Source organism: Pseudoalteromonas sp. JC28, from assembly GCF_013319255.1.
Classification (GTDB): Bacteria; Pseudomonadota; Gammaproteobacteria; order Enterobacterales; family Alteromonadaceae; genus Pseudoalteromonas.
Genome location: NZ_QOKX01000008.1, coordinates 78,646 through 96,431, shown reverse-complemented (window position 1 = coordinate 96,431; position 17,786 = coordinate 78,646). Strand labels below are relative to the sequence as shown.

Sequence of the window (17,786 nt, the reverse complement as noted above, 5' to 3'; positions counted from 1 at the left end):
GCCATCCCCATAACTTGGTTGGGATTCCTTTGGCAACAGCGCGAGCAGTATCAATTTGGCTTGCGACAGTTAACCATCAGTAACGTTGTAAAAAACCAATCAATTACTTAACCGCAACAAACACAGTACCCACTTAAGTAGGAAAACGTTTGTAGGGTATATCTATAAAGGTTAACTAACCGCTAAAACCGCGAGCCAAGTTAATCAACAGCACCTTTTGCTATTTGCTTGCAGCATATATACAACATTGCTGTAATCACTCACTGTCACTTTAACGCTTGAATATGGCAACTTTTTTACCATCCTTGTACGCGAGGGTGACGACATCAAAGTCTCAAATAGAGTTATAAAAAAGACCATACCGAAGCTGGTAAAACACACACAATTTGTATGGCTTCACATCAACGACTCGTGATCTGTACTGAAAAAGGCTAGCACAAGAAACTGATAAATAAACCGCTTTATTAACAAAAAAGTAAATTTATCCATTACACAAGATTACACCAAACCGTTTTTAGGAATTTTTTATTAGGTAGTAACAGGAAAGCCAGAACAATTTGTTTGTTTTTTAAACAAACCTCTGTTTTAGAAACACTTTTGGTAAAACTCAGAAATACAATTTAGTCTGATATCGAGGTAACGAAAATAGAACCAGTGCAAGTGTTATATTTTTTGCACTGGTTTTATAGCATCAAACTATTACTTTTGTGATGTGCTTAATACCAATTTGTCTTGATATTTGCTCAATTTGAAGGAGCAAATTTGACGCTAACTGCGTTAAAAATTACTTTAGCGAAGGCGAGGTAGTGAACGGCTTCACTCCAATCGCTTGGTAAATTTCAGCAGGCTTAAACGCTTGCTCACCTTTGATCACCAATGTCGCTTTTTGCAGTGCTGTTATATCCTTAAGTGGATCGCCATCGATCAACACTAGATCTGCCACTTTGCCTTTGGCAATTGAACCGGTTTGATGTGCAACCCCCATCAATTTAGCACTCTCAAGCGTTGCCATATTCAGCACATCGGCCGCAGGAATGCCCGCATCAACGTAAAGTGCTAGCTCACGGATCAAGGTAAAGCCTGCAATATTATCCGTTCCAGGTACCATTGGAACACCAGCATCATAGAGCTTTTTCAGCATTTTTTGCATTGCTTCACCTGACTCTTGATAGCTCAGTTTAAACTGTTCATCAACATGCATCTCAGCCCCTTTTAAACCGCGAGCGAATGCAATTGGCATATGCTCTGAAATAGCAGCAAATTCCGGATTGATCTTTTGATCTTCTGCCATCAATAAGCTTCTGAATGTTGATACGGTAGGATCCACAACGATGCGCTTATCACTTAGTAGCTTGATGAATGCATTCATCTCTGGACTATCAAGTGATAAGCCAGAAGCTTGCTCTCCCATCAGTGAAAACCGTTTTTGTGTTCTGGTATCCACTTCTTCACCAGCAAGGAAATTAAGGAATAGCATATTAATGTGCTGAATCTCGTCATAGCCATTTTCAATGGCTTGCTCTGCGGTCATAAACGCGGGCACGTGACCGCTAAGCCTCAATCCACGGCTATGTGCACGTTCAGAAATAGGCTTTACCCAGTTCGGATCGATAGAAGAATAGAGCTTCACTTGAACATAGCCATTATCGGCAAAGAAATCGACCGTCTCGAGCGCTTCTTCCAATGACTTCACACTTAAGCCTGCTGAGTTTTCACTGAATTTATCCATAAAGCCAGCACGATATACACGCGAGCCCAACACCTGATTGGTATTAAATAGCGCTTCAATTTCCATAATATTGTCGTGCTCGTTACCCATGTCTCTAACGCTGGTAACACCGTTCGCAATATTTAAAATACCGTTCTCTTTTGATAAATGACCGTGCATATCCCAAAGCCCTGGGATCAAGGTTTTCCCTTTTCCATCAAGGCTAACTGCACCATTTTGCTTTTTAATATGTTTAGCTACTTCTACAATCTTGCCATTTTTAATCAACACATCATGGTTTTTCAGCAGTTTTTTCTGCTCACCATCAAAGACGGCAACATTTTCAATCAGTAATACAGGGACATTATGTGTCAGCTTGTTAGCGAGGTTTTCTAGATGTTGCTGTTCGGCTTGTTTTTGGATAGCCTCAAGTTCTTCGAACTGTGCTTTGGTGTAGCCGTCGCGCAAGACATACATTGGCCCCCAACTTTGCGCGAAATAGTTACCATCGTCGTCATACCATGCAAAATTAGGAGTAAGACTAAGGCCACTCGTTACTAATAGATGAACGGTTTGTTCCCCCAACTTCATCGTCTTCATTTTTTCGATAAGCATTTTACCTTGAGGGTAAACATCTAATTCGTATTTATTATTTTTTAGAACATAACGCATCGTCGCGTTATCTAGTGCAAGGTGGTTATTAGACGGTACGTAGAAATCGAGTGTCGCGTCAGCTTTAATGCCTGATTCATTGACACTTTTCCACTGCGCAATGCCTCTGTTATAACTAAACGTTTCGTCAATTGTGGAGCCAAAAGCAGAACGTCCTTTAAGACTAAAATTGATGGGTAGCCCTTTTTCATTCAACTTTAAGGTTTCATCAATTAAGATCCGACGGTTGTTCCAGCCAAACTCAATTTTGGCTGTATAGTTTTGCTCGTTGATTTTTTCTTGGGTTAGCGTACCTGCTAAGCCCTTTTCTGAGTAAACATTATTGATAATGGTGTCAGCAAATACTACCCAACTCTGCGTAGTTAAAAGCGCCGCAACGAGTGTCGACAAGGCACTTCGCTTTGTTATTATTTTTGTCATGTTATTGTTCCTTAAATTTCCGTTTAACGACAATAATATTACATCAAGATAACAAAAAGCGAAGTGCTTTAACTGTTACAATTCGTGTGGATTTCACTACCCAATCAGGCTTTTAGTAACCTGCTGCTTGGCCATCCTTTCTTGTTTCGGATGCACCATAGTACACTCCAGTTTTACCATCTCGCATAATCGCTTGATAACCGCCATAAGGACCAACTGCTTGTTGTAACTTATGACCTTTTTTTATCAGCTCTCTACGGGTTTCCATCGAAAAGCCAGACTCGAGACTGATATACCCTCCATCCGTCATGATTTCACCGGTTGGCTGCGATGAACCACTATGCAAAATTCGAGGCGCATCGCCCGCTTCTTGTAGATTCATACCAAAATCAATCATGTTAATGAGGATCTGCGCATGCATTTGCGGTTGAGTCGCACCTCCCATCACGCCATAACTCATCCATGGTTTACCATCTTTTGTGACAAAGGCAGGAATAATGGTGTGAAATGGTCTTTTTCCCGGCGCATAACCGTTGTAGTGGTTTTTATCTAACGCAAATAGCTCGCCTCTATTTTGCAAGACAAAGCCAAGTTTAGCTGGAGTCATACCTGAGCCCATACCACGGAAATTACTTTGGATCAGCGACACCATATTCCCTTCTTTATCGGCAGTCGTAAGATAAATGGTATCCCCTTCTACAGGCCCTGCATGATCGCGTTTAGCTGCTTTATTTGGATCAATCAATGCACGCCTTTCGTCAGCATATGCTTGCGAAATAAGCGTCGCGACTGGTATCTCATTAAAGTCTGGATCGGCGTAGTATTTTGCTCTATCTGCAAAGGCAAGTTTTTTTGCTTCAACAAAGGTGTGAATATACTCAGGGCTGTCGAATCCCATAGCCTTGATATCATAGCCCTCTAAAATATTGAGAATTTGCTGGGCGGCAATGCCCTGACCATTGGGAGGTAGTTCCCATAACGTGTAGCCGCGATAATCAGCACTTACGGGGTCAACCCACTCACTGTGGTGCTCAGCCAAGTCTTGGTAACTTAAGTATCCACCATTGGCCTTCATGTAACGGTCGATTTCTTTAGCAATTTCGCCTTTATAAAAGGCATCGCGGCCTTTTTCTGCAAGTAACTCATAGGTATTAGCGAGTGCCGGATTCTTAAATATCTCTCCCTTTTTAGGCATTTCTCCCTCAGGCATAAATACTTCTTTAAATCCGGAATATTGCTCACGAGCTGACACCGAGCGCTGCATGTAATAAGCAATCAACTCCGAAACTGGAAAGCCGCTTCTAGCGTAGTCGATACTGGGTTGAAGTAACTGTTTCATTGGCAGTTTGCCAAATGTTTTGTGCAGTTCAAACCAACCATCGACCGCACCGGGCACTGAAACAGGAAGCGGCCCATAACTTGGAATTGTATCGCCTTGCTGCTGTAGCTTTGCTAGCGAAAGGCTTTTTGGTGAGCGCCCTGAAGCATTGAGACCAAATAACTTTTGTTGCTTCGCGTCCCACACAATAGCAAATAAGTCGCCACCGATACCGCAACCTGTAGGTTCCACTAGGCCAAGCATGGCATTGGCTGCAATTGCAGCATCTATGGCGTTTCCGCCTTGCTTCAATACCTCTATTGCGACTTGGGTTGCCAGTGGTTGAGAAGTTGCTGCCATGCCCTGAGTTGCAATAACCTCTGAACGGCTAGCAAAAGCTTTTCCCGTGATCCTGTCATATGCGAGAGCCGCTGAGCTTACAGAAGCACATAGCATACTAACCAGTGTGCACTTAACGACCTTATTCATTATTTTTCTCTTTTGTTGTTTTCTTTTTAACCAATATAAAAAGCCAATTCGCTTACAGCAATTCATTTGCGGTCAAAGCGAAAGAAAACGAGATTGGACCTAATGCGAAAACTCAAGACACCATCGCCATAGCACTCGCTCTGCCACAAGAGTATTCGCTCAAATCTAATACAAGCTTTTGCAGCTGGACTACACTTAAATGTTGAAGTGCTACGCAGAAAAAATAAACCTAATCGAGATCAGGATAATTGAATTGGTTATTTATGAGTAATCGGGTTATTTCTATAAACTTAAAACAAACATTGACTTGGGGCACGGTACTCTGTGGCTTGATGATCTCGTCTTTTATTATCTCCATTTCATATGTTAGCCAGCGAGACATGCTGCTCGAAAGCTATGAGGCGAGGCTGAGACAAAACTTTACGCATTTAGGTAGACATCTTTTCACTGAATTTGTGGAGGGCAACGATAATCAGATAAGTCTGACTCTCGAGGATTATTATTCTGACGGTAAATATAAAGCGCTCTTCCTTATTCAAGGAGAAACGCTCATCAACGAGACCCAACACTCAGCGGTTGGACTGCAAGTATTTAATCAAGTTATCAGTCAGGCGCAAGTGACAGCAACACTACGCACACTTGACCTCACAGTGGCATTTGACCCTAATCAGCAGCACTTTCTCGCAGCTATTCCCATTTCTCCTAAAGTGCCCGTCGCTGAGTCCGCTGATGTAGTTAGGCTGATTGCTATTTATGACGTAAGCACCGTTTTTCTTTCGTTAAAGCAACAGTTGATAACGAAGGCGGGTATTTTAGCGGTGTTTTTGATACTCATCATTATCGCGCTACTAAGCTTTACCCATTACTTCATTCATAAACCGATCAAAAGACTGATCCAAGTAGGCAATGCATTATCCACAAAGTCTTTGAGCAGTAGAGCCGACATTGTGGGACATGGCGAGCTTGGAGTCCTTGCCAAGCAATTCAATGTCATGGCACAAACGTTAGAAAAAAACTGGCAACAACAATTACAAAGCACCCAGGAATTACAGCGCCGTCACGCTCTTATTAATAGTGTTTTTGAGGCTTTACCGGATATTTTCTTTATAATCAATACGGATGGCACTATCTTAGAATGTCATACCGGAAAATCAGACGACTTGTATATGTCGCCTGAGCAATTTATCAACAAGAAAATGTCGGAAGTACTGCCCTCCCACGCAGCTAAACACTTTAGCCAAGCCATCAAGTCTGCCAATCAGCGCCACCAATTAACCCAAATAGAATATCCACTGACAATTGCTGATCAAGCGAAGTTATTTGAAGCTCGGTTATCCCCTATTCCAGGAACAGATCAATTGGTTATTGCAGTGCGAGATATCACCGAGAAAAAGCGTCAAGAAGAAGTCATTTTACATCACGCTTTTTATGACTCATTGACCGATTTACCAAATCGCTTTTTAGCGATGGAGCGGCTAGCGCAGCAACTGTTTGATGCCGAACGCAACGATGAGCTTGCGGTGGTGTTTTTTATTGATTTAGATGATTTTAAAAGGATCAATGATTCACTCGGACACGAAACGGGGGATCAAATTCTCATCGCTTCGGGAGAAAGACTCAAGCAATCGCTACGTGAGCAAGATACCGTGTCACGTCTTAGTGGTGATGAGTTTATTGTGTTGATGGGAGGATTTAAACATACTGCAGACATTACCTCAGTTGCCGATATGCTCATCAAACTTTTTCACCATCCCATTATTGTCGACGATAAAGATTTTAATATTTCAGTCAGTATAGGCGTTGCTATCTATCCTTTAGACGCGAACTCCCCCCAAGAGTTACTTAGCTGCGCTGATACCGCAATGTACAATGCCAAAAGTAATGGTCGCAACAACTACTGTCTATTTAATCAAAAGATGAGTCAACAGTTGTCTCGACGCATTGAAATTGAGGAAGCACTGCGCGTAGCACTAAATGAACACGAGTTAGAAGTGTTTTACCAACCTCAATTTTATATTGAAAACAGTGATGTATTTGGCGCGGAAGCTTTACTTCGCTGGCACAGTAAAACACTGGGTAATGTCTCTCCCGCGGAATTTATTCCCGTTGCGGAACAAAGCGGTTTGATCATCGACATCGGATTGTTTGTGCTCTCAACGGCTATTAACCAAGCACACCAATGGCAGCAACACTTAGACTCCGACATCCGTATCGCAATCAATTTATCACCAAGGCAGTTTAAAGACCCAAACCTTTTGAAACAGATTGAGCTATTAGTAAAAGACATCCCGATTGCCAATCGCTTTATCGAGCTGGAGATCACAGAAGGCGTACTGATCTCAGGACAGGCACAGGTAAAACAGACCCTAACCCAATTACATCAGTTAGGGTTTAAATTATCTTTGGATGATTTTGGTACGGGCTATTCGTCACTGAACTATCTCCGTCATTACCCCTTCGATTTACTCAAAATAGACCGCAGTTTTATCAGCGATATGCTCACCACTCACGAGTCTAAAGCGTTAGTTAAAACCATTATTGCCATGGCGCATAATTTATCGATGAAAGTAGTCGCCGAAGGCGTGGAGACACTGGAGCAATTGCGTTTATTGCAGCAGCTAGAGTGTGATTTTGGTCAAGGATATCTGATCAGCAAGCCGCTTTCTGCTGCACAATTTGAAAGCTTTTACCATACTAAGATCGAACCAGTTAAGCGTTCATCTTAGCAAGCAAAACAAACTTTAAAAGCAACATCGCGCCCGAATATCCACTTAAGATAATAAATCTGGGTAAACACAAGACTAATAAAAATAATATGTTAGTATTGCAAGGCAGTGTAAGGATTTTGAATCATGAATATAGAGTTACTAGTTAGCAAAGCCAAGCAAGTATGTGACAACCGTGGTGCACGATTTACTCCTATTAGAGAAAAAGTATTTAGACTACTCGCCTCTAAACAAGGTGGCGTTGGCGCATACGACTTACTTGAAGAGCTCAAGTTGACGGAAGCGGCTGCAAAACCAGCTACCGTATATCGTGCCTTAGACTTTCTTTCTGAGTTGGGTTTTATCCATAAAATAGAAAGCACTAATGCGTTTATGCTTTGCCATCACTTCGACCACACACATCCAGTGCAGTTACTGATCTGTGATAGTTGCGGTAACGTTCAAGAGTTACATTCAAACACGATTTCGCATGAACTGAACAGCCTAGCTGCGGAAACCGGATTTGTGGTTACAGAGCAAACCATCGAGGCTCATGGCCGTTGCGAAAAATGTAAAGATTAAGTGCAGTGAGTAAAAAAGCCCACTACACTTATCACTAAGAGCGACACTAATTTATTAAAAAAGCGTAAGGGAAAGTCAATATGAATGTAGAGTTCATCAACCCCTTTTTATCATCTCTAATCAATGTATTGGCTACAATGGCGCAAACAGAATTGACGCCGGGTAAGCCAAAAGTGAAGAAAGACGAAGTCGCACAAGGTGATGTATCGGGTCTGATTGGTATGGTTGGTCCACAGACAAAAGGGTCATTTTCGATCACCTTTGAAGAAAACTTAGCGCTAACCATTATGGAGCGTATGCTTGGTGAACGCCCAGACTCCATAAATGAAGACGTCACTGATATGGTTGGTGAAATCACCAATATGGTCACTGGCGGTGCTAAAAACCTGCTCGGCGAAAAAGGCTACGAGTTTGATATGGCAACACCGGTTGTCGTTTCAGGCCCAGGCCATACCATCACTCATAAATGTGATGGTCCTAAACTTATTATGCCATTCACCTCTCCTGACGGTAATGCCAATATCGAAGTCAGCTTCGACAAACTCGCCTAACAGTTAAAAACACACGTTACTTTATGAGTTGGACTCAAAAACAAATTATCTTGAAGCCTCGAAAACGAGGCTTTCACTTGGTAGACGACGAGATTATCTCGCAGCTTCCTGAACTACATGACTATCGTATAGGGCTGCTGCACCTGTTTATACAACACACCTCCGCCAGCCTAACAATTAACGAAAATGCCGACCCTACGGTACGTATGGATATGGAAAGCCACTTTAATCATTTTGTACCACAGAGGCAAAGCTACTACCGCCATGACTATGAGGGTGATGACGATATGCCAGCACATATCAAATCCAGCACCTTAGGATGTGAAGTAACCATTCCCATTTCTGAGGGCCGCCTGCGTTTAGGTACTTGGCAAGGTATTTATCTCGGTGAGCATCGTGACCATGGTGGTGCAAGACGCGTTATCGCAACGCTTCAAGGTGACAGAAAAGGCTAGGCGCTTAGCCTTCGATGTATTCGTAGCTTACTCTTGGGGTGACGTTACACAGCAGCTCATATGGAATCGTATCTGCACATTGCGCTATCTCTTCTACGGGCAGGTTTGGTCCCCACATTTCTACTTCTTCACCAACTTGAATGCCATTAGAATTGTCACCAATATTCACACTGATCATATCCATAGACACGGTGCCGACTATACCGTAACGCTGGTTACCAATAACCACCGGAGTGCCAATTTTAGCGTGTCTGGGATAACCGTCTCCATAGCCAACACCAATAACGGCAAGATAGGTGTCCTGTTCACATTGCCAACGTCCGCCATAACCTACCGCCTGATGTGCTCTCACCCGCTTGATGGCAATAACTTTAGTAGTCAAGCGCATGACGGGCTTTAAACCGTGTTGCTGGCCAACACGCGCAAGCATAGGTGAAACGCCATAAAGCATTAGGCCCGGACGGATCCAGTCGCCATGAGATTCTGGCCAACCTATGATCCCCGCGGAGTTTGCCAAACACAATGGTGCGTGACTTTGGCCAACTAACGACTTAAATAGTACTTGCTGTACTTCGGTTTTATTGTCTTTGATATCATCGGCACAAGCAAAGTGTGTCATTAAGTGGATTTTATCAGCAACATTTTTTGATCGCTTAAGGCGAGCATAAAACGCTTCAAACTCTTCAGGCTCAACGCCGAGACGATGCATACCGGTATCTACTTTTAGCCACACTGTGAGCGGTGCATCTAAATTAGCACGCTCAATGGCTTCAAGCTGAGAAATGTCATGCACTATGGTTTGCAAATTATTGGCAAGTAAAATAGGTAAATCAGAAGGATGAAAAAAACCTTCTAACAAGACAATTGGTTTAGTGATGCCACCTGTTCTAAGCGCGAGCGCTTCATCAACTCTCGCCACAGCGAATGCATCCGCATCTTGCAAATGCTGAGCTATTTTAACCAAACCATGACCATAAGCGTTGGCCTTAAGTACCGCCATAATCTTACTTTTTGGCGCCAGTTTTTGTGTTAGCTGTAGGTTTTCTCTCAGCGCGGTTAAATCGATTTCAGCACTTGCTAGTCGCATTTCACTACTCAATTGACAGTTAATATTCGTCGTCCATTGCTGGACCCGCATAGTTATCGAATCGAGAGTATTGACCTTGGAAGGTTAACCTAACCTTACCGATCGGACCGTTACGTTGCTTACCTATGATGATTTCGGCCGTGCCTTTGTCTAGGCTATCGTCGTTGTAAACTTCATCACGATAAATAAACATGATTAAGTCGGCATCCTGCTCGATAGAGCCTGATTCACGTAAGTCAGAGTTTACTGGGCGTTTATCTGCACGTTGTTCTAGCGTACGGTTAAGCTGAGAAAGCGCGATAACTGGACACTGCAGCTCTTTGGCTAGTGCCTTTAATGAACGAGAAATTTCAGCAATCTCAAGCGTACGGTTGTCCGAAAGGCTCGGTACGCGCATGAGCTGCAAGTAGTCCACCATGATCATGCTGATCCCACCGTGATCGCGCGCAATTCGTCTCGCGCGTGAACGCACATCTGTTGGCGTAAGACCGGATGCATCATCTATGTACATCTTGCCCTTTTCCATCAGTAAGCCCATGGTGGATGACAAACGTGCCCAATCGTCATCATCTAATTGACCGGTACGTACCTTGGTTTGGTTGATACGGCCGAGTGAGGCGAGCATCCTCATCATGATCTGTTCTGAAGGCATCTCTAGCGAGTAGATCAGTACTGGCTTATCTTGCGTCATCGCGGCATGCTCAGCCAAGTTCATCGCAAATGTGGTTTTACCCATCGACGGACGCGCTGCAACAATGATCAAATCAGAAGGCTGTAGTCCTGCTGTCATCTTGTCTAAGTCGCCGTAGCCTGTACTTACCCCGGTAACACCATCTTGTGGAGATTGGTAAAGTTCTTCAATTTTATCAACGGTTTTCTCTAGGATGCTGTGAATACTCTGCGGACCTTCAGTGCTTTTAGTGCGCTGCTCAGCAATCTTAAATACCTTGCTCTCAGCTAAATCTAACAGCTCATGGCTATCTCGTCCCTCAGGATTAAAGCCAGCCTCTGCTATTTCATTCGCCACACTAATCATTTCGCGAACAACCGCACGCTCACGGACGATACTCGCGTATGCATCAATGTTTGCAGCACTTGGCGTGTTTTTAGCAATCTCAGCAAGATAGGAGAAACCACCTATGGTTTCTAACTGATTGTTCTTTTCTAGATTCTCAGAAATCGTGATTAAGTCGATAGGTTGACTAAGCTCTACCAGCTTTTCCATCGCTTCAAAGATCAGCTTGTGGGTTCTGGTATAAAAGTCATGAGACACCACCAATTCCGCAACACGGTCGAAGGCTTCATTATCTAGCATCAAGCCACCGAGCACAGATTGCTCAGCTTCAATTGAGTGCGGTGGAACTTTTAAGGTATCGACTTGTATATCTGGTTTAGCCATATCACAACATTGAGAAATTGAAGGCCCTCTATTGTATCTGGTCTACCCATAAGTGCAAATAACAAAAGGCCAGAGTTTGGGGGAAACTCTGGCCTTTTGTTGTTCTTACTGCTCTATTGCTTCACTAGTTACGCTTTAGCTCAATATTGCCGCTAACAGTATCGATTTCTACATCTGCATTACCACCGTTAAGCACAAACTCGAGTGAACGAGCTGGGCCATATTTGGCTTTTTTAACTTGATCTGAACTTAGCTCATTGGTGATATGGCCACCTGAATGCGCGTTGATTTCAAACCTTGCTGATACATCTGCAGGGAAATAAAGCTCAATATCGCCACTAACGCTGTCCATATTTATATTGGCGTTATCCAGTAACTTTGCTGCATATACTGCTATTTCGCCGTTAACGGTAGATAAGCGTAAGTCTTTTAACTCAGCCATCTTCAACTCGACTTCGCCATTGACGTTTTCTAAGCGCAGCTCGGTTGCGGTGGTTTGCGTTTTAATTTCGCCATTAACGGCGTTAAATCTTAGCTTACCGCTCGAAGCGATATCTTCAATGTCCCCATTGACGGTTTCAAACTGAATATTGCCATCTAAGTCACGACTATCAATATCACCATTTACCGTTTCTAATGCAATTTTACCGCTGATTTTACTCGCTTTAATATTGCCGTTGACTGTTTTGATACGGGCGCCCGCCGTTAAATCAGCAGCTTCAACGTCAACTACCACCCCTTCAAAATTTAATTCACTACTACGAGGCATGTAAATGGTGAGTTTAGAGCCATCACCACCGCCCCAACTTTTATAGCGTCTTGGCATCTTCACGATAAACTCGGTTACCTCACCAGAGGTTTCTAGTTTATAACCCTCGGCTTTATCGTCTAACTCGCCTGTCACTTTAAAAACGTTTTTATCCCATGTTTTTATCGTTACGTCACCGCGCTGATTCTCGATGACAACTTTACCATTTGCAGGAACCGACAGTTCTTTATCGATAGATTCTCCAGCGAACACTATTGCAGGTAGCGCCGCTAGGCCAATAATTAATGCTTTCATCCTAATTCTCCTAAATTTGTTGCCAACGAGGTTGGTGAACCTTATTGATTAAGTCGAGTTGCTGCTGATAAACCTGAGCTAACATTTTTAACAGCGCAGCATTCTCAGGATCTTGCTTTAAAGACAACTTAATCGCTTGTTCCGCCTGCTCGAGCTCTTGCAATTGTGTCTGCCAATCAGAAGTCAGCGCTGGCTGCGTTTCATATTGAACCAGTAAAGACTGCTTTTGCTGCTCAAAAAAAGCGCTAATGTTAGCCAGTGAGTCTTGCTTGGGCTGATTCATAATGACTTGCCAAGCAAGTAAGCCCGCAATAGTACACGCCGCAATACCAGATAACTTTTGCCAATTATTTTGCTTCGGCGGCTGCATCGGTTGTGCTTGATTGATTGCACGCTCAACGCCTTGCCATAAGTCACGTTGTGGCTTTGGCTGCGACTGTTCGTCATTCAGTGCGGTATGCATAAATTCATCAAAAGATGGTTTAGTCATTGTTGTACCACTCCTGTAATAAGTTACGTGCTCGGTGATATTGCGATTTACTCGACCCTACGGCCATGTTTAACATATTGGCAATTTCCTCGTGGCGATACCCTTCGACAGCATGTAATACGAAAACCAACCTGGCACGTTCTGGCAATCTGACAATGAGTTTATCTAAGCCATTTAGCTCTCCTAGCTGCTCAGCACCTTGCTCATCCAGACCGGACTGCTCAAAGCTTACGACCTTTTGTAACCAGTTTTTTTGCTTTCTAAGATAGCTGATAGCAATATTACTGGTCACACTATGAAGCCAAGTCGTAAATTGTGATTGCCCTTTAAATTGGTCTATCTTTTGCCACAATTGCACAAAAACTTCCTGACATGCATCTTCTGCATGAGCAGGCTCAGCGAGCAATCTAAGACATAATGCATATACGCGACGATGATGTTGCTCAAATAGTTCGCGAAATGCACTTTGATCCCCTTGCTGGCACCTAGCCACTAGCGCATCGGTTTGTTCTTGTGTAAATGCCTCTTTGGCATTAATTATCATGCGTCTGTTCCTTTGGGTTGATTCCTTCATCTTCGCATATCGAATGGAACAAACAAAGTCACCAACGCTCAATTGCCAATTTCTACTTTTTTATAAAGTACTTATTTAGACGCGAGAGAAATCAGAAATGGTTTAAAGGGGTTTGAAAAAATTTTTACTTTTTTATTTAGCAGCAAAAGTGGAGCGTTGGCGCTCCACTTAGGAAAGTTACTCAGCGCTTTTATACCAGTTGTATTAAGTAAATGATCTATCTTGAAGCGGAGAAATAGCTTTAGTAGCAAGGCAAAAATTTTGCTATTTAGTTGTTCTAAATGAGAAATTTTTAACGAAGCTAATATGCTATTTCACCCTTCAAATTGATTAGAGAATTAATTCAATTGGTATTAGCTTCACTCTCATCGGCAACTTGGTACGGTTTGTAGTGCCAGCCCTTAAAGACCAATGTCGGCTTTTGTCCCGGCGGCTGCACGCCAATGCCTGCATTTTTTAATGCTTGATCAAAGTGGATCCCTGTACCACCGGTACCAGTAATCGATGCCCCTCGAACTGTACCGTACAATTGCCCACTGCCGTTCAACAGAATAGAAGTCAACGGTGAATAAATAGCAGCATATAGTGACGATGCGCCGCTAAATACAAAACCATTAGGGCCATCAAATGAAGAATACACACTAAATACCGGCAGTTTGCTCTTCTTGGTTAAGCCTTCTTGCTCAGCAATAACCTTAGCACTTGCGCCAATAGAAACTTTGCCGGTAGTGAACACGGTCAAAGAACTTTCTTTTTCTATCCAGATATGGGTGTCGCCAGTTAATGTGAGGTCACCATCAATCAACCAAATCACATCGCCACCAGAGATCTTTATTTTTCCGTCAGATCCTAACTTCAACCCTTTAAAAGGGAACGCAAGCTGCGTTTTTTCTGTCGCTGTGCCGAGATTCTGATCTACCCCTTGGAACAAATAAATGGTGTGCTCTTTTGCAACATACACACTTGAGCCATTACGCTCGTACACGGCCTGTTTAGGTTTAAAGTGCAAGATTTGTTGCGCGCCTACATTTAGAGGAGTGAATCGATTACGAGGATCGATAATGCTATCCATATTAAAAGGCAACGCCAAAGGATCACATTCTTTATTTGGCCTTGCTGGGTCGTAGCCGGGAGAATCTGGATCGTACACTTTTACCGGTTCAACCACTAAGTCTGCGACTCTAAATTTAGCATCGGAGTAATGCACACCATCTTGAACTTGCAAGCCAGTATCTTTAAATTGACCGCTGCCAGTATATTGAATATCGAACGCATCGCCATTTTGGTTGAGGATCTCAGCGCCCCACTCCATTTTCGCGTCACCCATTGCACGTACATAACCTTGGATCTTTCCGCCTCTATGCGTGAAAAAGCCGCGGCTATAGACATTACCTTCCACTCGAATACCACTCGATGACGGCGAAATATCTACCCCGGTATTTGACCTAACGTCACCCAAAATCGGTGAAGAGCCTTTTAAGTAAATCACACCAGATGCTTCAACATCACCTTTAATCGGAGAGTGGCCTGATAGCACCACATCTGCATCGCCTACCACAGTGTGTACATCACCATCATGGCTTTTTGTTTCTTCGTAAGTGCCTTTCGATGAGTCATAGCTATCGACAGAGCCACTACCAGATAGATTCACCCCTTTACAGCCAGTAACCGCATTTTGGAATATGGACTCTTTCGCCGCTGGCTGTAACTCAAAGCGCGCAACTAGCCGATGGTTCGCGTGCTCACCATGACGTTGACCTAAGCTTTCGATTTCAAACTCATTGCCATTGGCATTAACCGAGATCTGATATTGCGAATCAGGAACTGCACCGCTACCCGTTTTGTTTATACCATTTATCAGCGCATTGACGTCTTGCGGATTGCCACTTAACGCCGCATCCAGCTTTTGACGATATTCTCTGATCCCTTGTTCAGCCACTAATCTTGCATTAATGTCTTTTTGGAAGTTACCACTTAATCTTTCTTGTACTACACCTTCCTTGAGGGAAGCGAATACCACAACGCTAGCCATGCCGCCGAGCAGCATCACTTTAACCAGTGTAAAACCTTGTTGTTGTTTCATTGTATTAGCTACCTAATCCAGCGTAAAAATTCATCTGTATGCCTGCACCATATTGTGTCGGAAAACTACTACCCTGTATTGTGACTGTAATTAACTGACCACTGGCATCGGTTGCAAATGTGAGTCCAGTTACCCCCTTCAAAAGATTGATATCACCCGTGCCGCGATCGCACACTAAATACCCATCTTGTAAAAAATAGCGCTCAGTGTAGTCAACCATGGGGACACTGCCATCACAAGCGGGGACCCCTGCCAATTGGCGGATCGTAATATCGGTCGCCGTCACAGTAGGGACTTCCTGAGTTTGCTTGATGCTGCGCATCATCACTCGATTGGTATAGCGAACAATCTCTTGCGATGTTGCAAGCTGCTGGCTTGTCGTCACCGTTTCTTTTATCGACGTGTACGACGTTGCAATCCCCATAACCAATACCAACCCCACAACCATAGCAACCATGAGTTCCAGTAAGGTATACCCATTTATCTGTTTCATGAGCCCCCTCCTGCCGGCGGAGAACAAGTGTCCGCAACCTCTGGGTAACTGGTAGTTAAAGAAATTTGGTTTTCAGCAGGGTTTTTTACTCGCTTATCTTCCCAGCTCACCGTAAGCTGCATGTTATTGCTATAGGTCGCAGGCAACACTAACGTAAAGCGACTATCCGCAGGATGCAGCTGTTGAATAAGTGGATTGGCGAGCGTCATATCATTGTTGTTATGTTGCAATTCACATAACAACGGCCATATTCTCTCAATTGCGTTTTGACCATGAATTAACGCCATTGTGTATTGAAAGCTATTGGAGGCAAACTGTAATGACTTAAGCTGCGTCGCAGCCAAACCAAGCAACATTAACCCAGCCACCAACATCGACACCACGACCTCAATGAGAGAAAACCCCTTACTTAACTGCAATTTTGTTCCGCCTCAGCTAACCAACTTTGACCGCTGACCAATACACATAAACGATAATCCTGAGTATTGGCAATGTTGTCGGTAATCAATATATTGTTTGTTGCCAGCACTTCGCCACTTTCACGCACAACTTGATCGGCAAGTGCCACTTCTATCGAGCTATGTTTAATAGAAAACCGCCCTACTTCGGTCAATTGGCCATTTTCATTGGTTTTCACAACCCAGTCGCTGTCCTCTACGACCAGTGACACCTGCTGCTCTCGTCGAACCGCTTCACTGCGGGCCAGACGATATACCGCCTGCAGTTGATTAGCATGCGTCGTGAGTCTGTCTTGCTGAATTTGCTTTATAAAACTTGGCGCAGCTATCGAAGCTAAAATTGCAAGTATTGCCATGGAAATAAGCAGCTCAAGCAGGGTAAACCCTAAATATCTATTGCCAGCAGTCATTGTTCTTCGGTCCCTGTTCACCAAGATGGTTGATACTTAGTACACCACACCTGTCAGCCGCTTGTGCTTTTCCCGCTATTGGCGTAGCTGTAAATTGATACCCCAAGTTACGGTATTGCCCAACTGCGCCATTTGGTTTATCAGTGGGAATATATTTAAACGTGTAGAATTTAGACTCAGGCAGGTCTGTAAGTAAACTCGCATCAGGGTAGCCACTATTACGGCTATATATGCGCTCAATCACACCTGCCATTTCCAACATTTGCTGTTGTGCTTGCGAACGACGTCCATCCTGAACGTATTCCACATATGACGGATATGCCACGCTGGCTGTGATCGCCACTATTGCAACCGCAATTAATAGCTCTGTAAGCGTAAAACCTTTATTTACCGACATTTAATTATTCCACCACTAAATTGATAGCGCTGTCATTTTATTCCACTTTATGACAGACAAAAGACAAAGAAAAGGATTAACCTATAATATGTAAACATAACATGGAGCGAAAGTTTCTAAAAAGGAAACTTATTACACCACATTACAACAGTATTACCTTTTGATATAAGGCAAACTTTGAGCGAGAGGATCATCCATGTCACACCTTAAATTGGTATGAATAAGATTATTATTATGATTTTCTTCGAGGGGTTACTTAATTCAACCTAAGATTGGGATAACAACAAAGCTAATATTTTTAAATTCAATACATTCAGCATTAAGAACATCTGTTAGCTAAGCTTTTACTATCCGGTATACGGGCGCATTTAGGTAAATTAAGTGAATAAAAAGCCGTGCATAAAAATACACGGCTTTTTTAAGCTCAATTAA

The 17,786-nt window shown here is 43.2% G+C and carries 16 protein-coding genes; 4 read left to right on the top strand and 12 right to left on the bottom strand.

What is annotated here, in order from left to right:
- Nucleotides 1–784 precede the first annotated feature (784 nt).
- The gene (locus DS891_RS18305) at nt 785–2,800 is read right to left on the bottom strand and encodes an amidohydrolase family protein (protein ID WP_174170555.1); all 2,016 of its coding nucleotides are present in this window, start codon (nt 2,798–2,800) and stop codon (nt 785–787) included.
- A gap of 112 nt (nt 2,801–2,912) precedes the next feature.
- Entirely contained in the window at nt 2,913–4,607 is a 1,695-nt protein-coding gene (ggt, locus tag DS891_RS18300) for a gamma-glutamyltransferase (protein WP_174170554.1), read from the bottom strand.
- Between the two features lie 263 nt (nt 4,608–4,870).
- Between ggt and DS891_RS18295 the strand changes: the two genes are divergently transcribed.
- From DS891_RS18295 to DS891_RS18280, 4 genes are all read left to right on the top strand, one after another.
- Complete coding sequence (locus DS891_RS18295; RefSeq protein ID WP_254605949.1) at nt 4,871–7,333, top strand: EAL domain-containing protein; 2,463 nt, start codon at nt 4,871–4,873, stop codon at nt 7,331–7,333.
- Between the two features lie 126 nt (nt 7,334–7,459).
- Nucleotides 7,460–7,894 (top strand): zinc uptake transcriptional repressor Zur, encoded by a 435-nt coding sequence (gene zur / locus DS891_RS18290; RefSeq protein ID WP_010368795.1) that lies wholly within the window; start codon nt 7,460–7,462, stop codon nt 7,892–7,894.
- Between the two features lie 80 nt (nt 7,895–7,974).
- A complete protein-coding gene (locus DS891_RS18285) occupies nt 7,975–8,445 on the top strand; it encodes a chemotaxis protein CheX (protein ID WP_010607100.1) in 471 nt (156 codons plus the stop codon).
- Nucleotides 8,446–8,468: 23 nt separating this feature from the next.
- Nucleotides 8,469–8,900, top strand: coding sequence for a secondary thiamine-phosphate synthase enzyme YjbQ (locus DS891_RS18280; RefSeq protein WP_102057611.1), 432 nt, complete (start codon nt 8,469–8,471; stop codon nt 8,898–8,900).
- 4 nt (nt 8,901–8,904) lie between these two features.
- Here the strand turns inward: DS891_RS18280 and alr are convergent, their stop codons facing one another.
- The 10 genes from alr to DS891_RS18230 all read right to left on the bottom strand — a co-directional run bounded on the left by alr (nt 8,905) and on the right by DS891_RS18230 (nt 17,354).
- Complete coding sequence (gene alr, locus DS891_RS18275) at nt 8,905–9,987, bottom strand: alanine racemase (RefSeq protein ID WP_010368798.1); 1,083 nt, start codon at nt 9,985–9,987, stop codon at nt 8,905–8,907.
- Between the two features lie 19 nt (nt 9,988–10,006).
- Nucleotides 10,007–11,386, bottom strand: coding sequence for a replicative DNA helicase (dnaB, locus tag DS891_RS18270; RefSeq protein WP_174170553.1), 1,380 nt, complete (start codon nt 11,384–11,386; stop codon nt 10,007–10,009).
- Between the two features lie 124 nt (nt 11,387–11,510).
- Complete coding sequence (locus tag DS891_RS18265; protein WP_102057612.1) at nt 11,511–12,449, bottom strand: DUF4097 family beta strand repeat-containing protein; 939 nt, start codon at nt 12,447–12,449, stop codon at nt 11,511–11,513.
- 10 nt (nt 12,450–12,459) lie between these two features.
- Entirely contained in the window at nt 12,460–12,939 is a 480-nt protein-coding gene (locus tag DS891_RS18260; RefSeq protein WP_010607097.1) for a hypothetical protein, read from the bottom strand.
- Nucleotides 12,932–13,483, bottom strand: a complete 552-nt coding sequence (locus DS891_RS18255) for an RNA polymerase sigma factor (protein ID WP_010607096.1) — start codon at nt 13,481–13,483, stop codon at nt 12,932–12,934. Before DS891_RS18255 ends, DS891_RS18260 begins: the two co-directional genes overlap by 8 nt.
- 373 nt (nt 13,484–13,856) lie before the next feature.
- Nucleotides 13,857–15,596 (bottom strand): polymer-forming cytoskeletal protein, encoded by a 1,740-nt coding sequence (locus tag DS891_RS18250; protein ID WP_174170552.1) that lies wholly within the window; start codon nt 15,594–15,596, stop codon nt 13,857–13,859.
- A gap of 4 nt (nt 15,597–15,600) precedes the next feature.
- Nucleotides 15,601–16,089 carry a PilW family protein gene (locus DS891_RS18245; protein ID WP_010607094.1) on the bottom strand — a complete coding sequence of 163 codons (489 nt, stop codon included), beginning with the start codon at nt 16,087–16,089 and terminating at the stop codon, nt 15,601–15,603.
- A complete protein-coding gene (locus DS891_RS18240) occupies nt 16,086–16,508 on the bottom strand; it encodes a prepilin-type N-terminal cleavage/methylation domain-containing protein (RefSeq protein ID WP_010607093.1) in 423 nt (140 codons plus the stop codon). The genes DS891_RS18245 and DS891_RS18240 overlap by 4 nt, the downstream gene beginning before the upstream one ends.
- The gene (locus DS891_RS18235; protein WP_010607092.1) at nt 16,499–16,957 is read right to left on the bottom strand and encodes a GspH/FimT family pseudopilin; all 459 of its coding nucleotides are present in this window, start codon (nt 16,955–16,957) and stop codon (nt 16,499–16,501) included. Before DS891_RS18235 ends, DS891_RS18240 begins: the two co-directional genes overlap by 10 nt.
- A complete protein-coding gene (locus DS891_RS18230) occupies nt 16,941–17,354 on the bottom strand; it encodes a type IV pilin protein (RefSeq protein ID WP_010607091.1) in 414 nt (137 codons plus the stop codon). The genes DS891_RS18235 and DS891_RS18230 overlap by 17 nt, the downstream gene beginning before the upstream one ends.
- Between the last annotated feature and the right edge of the window lie 432 nt (nt 17,355–17,786).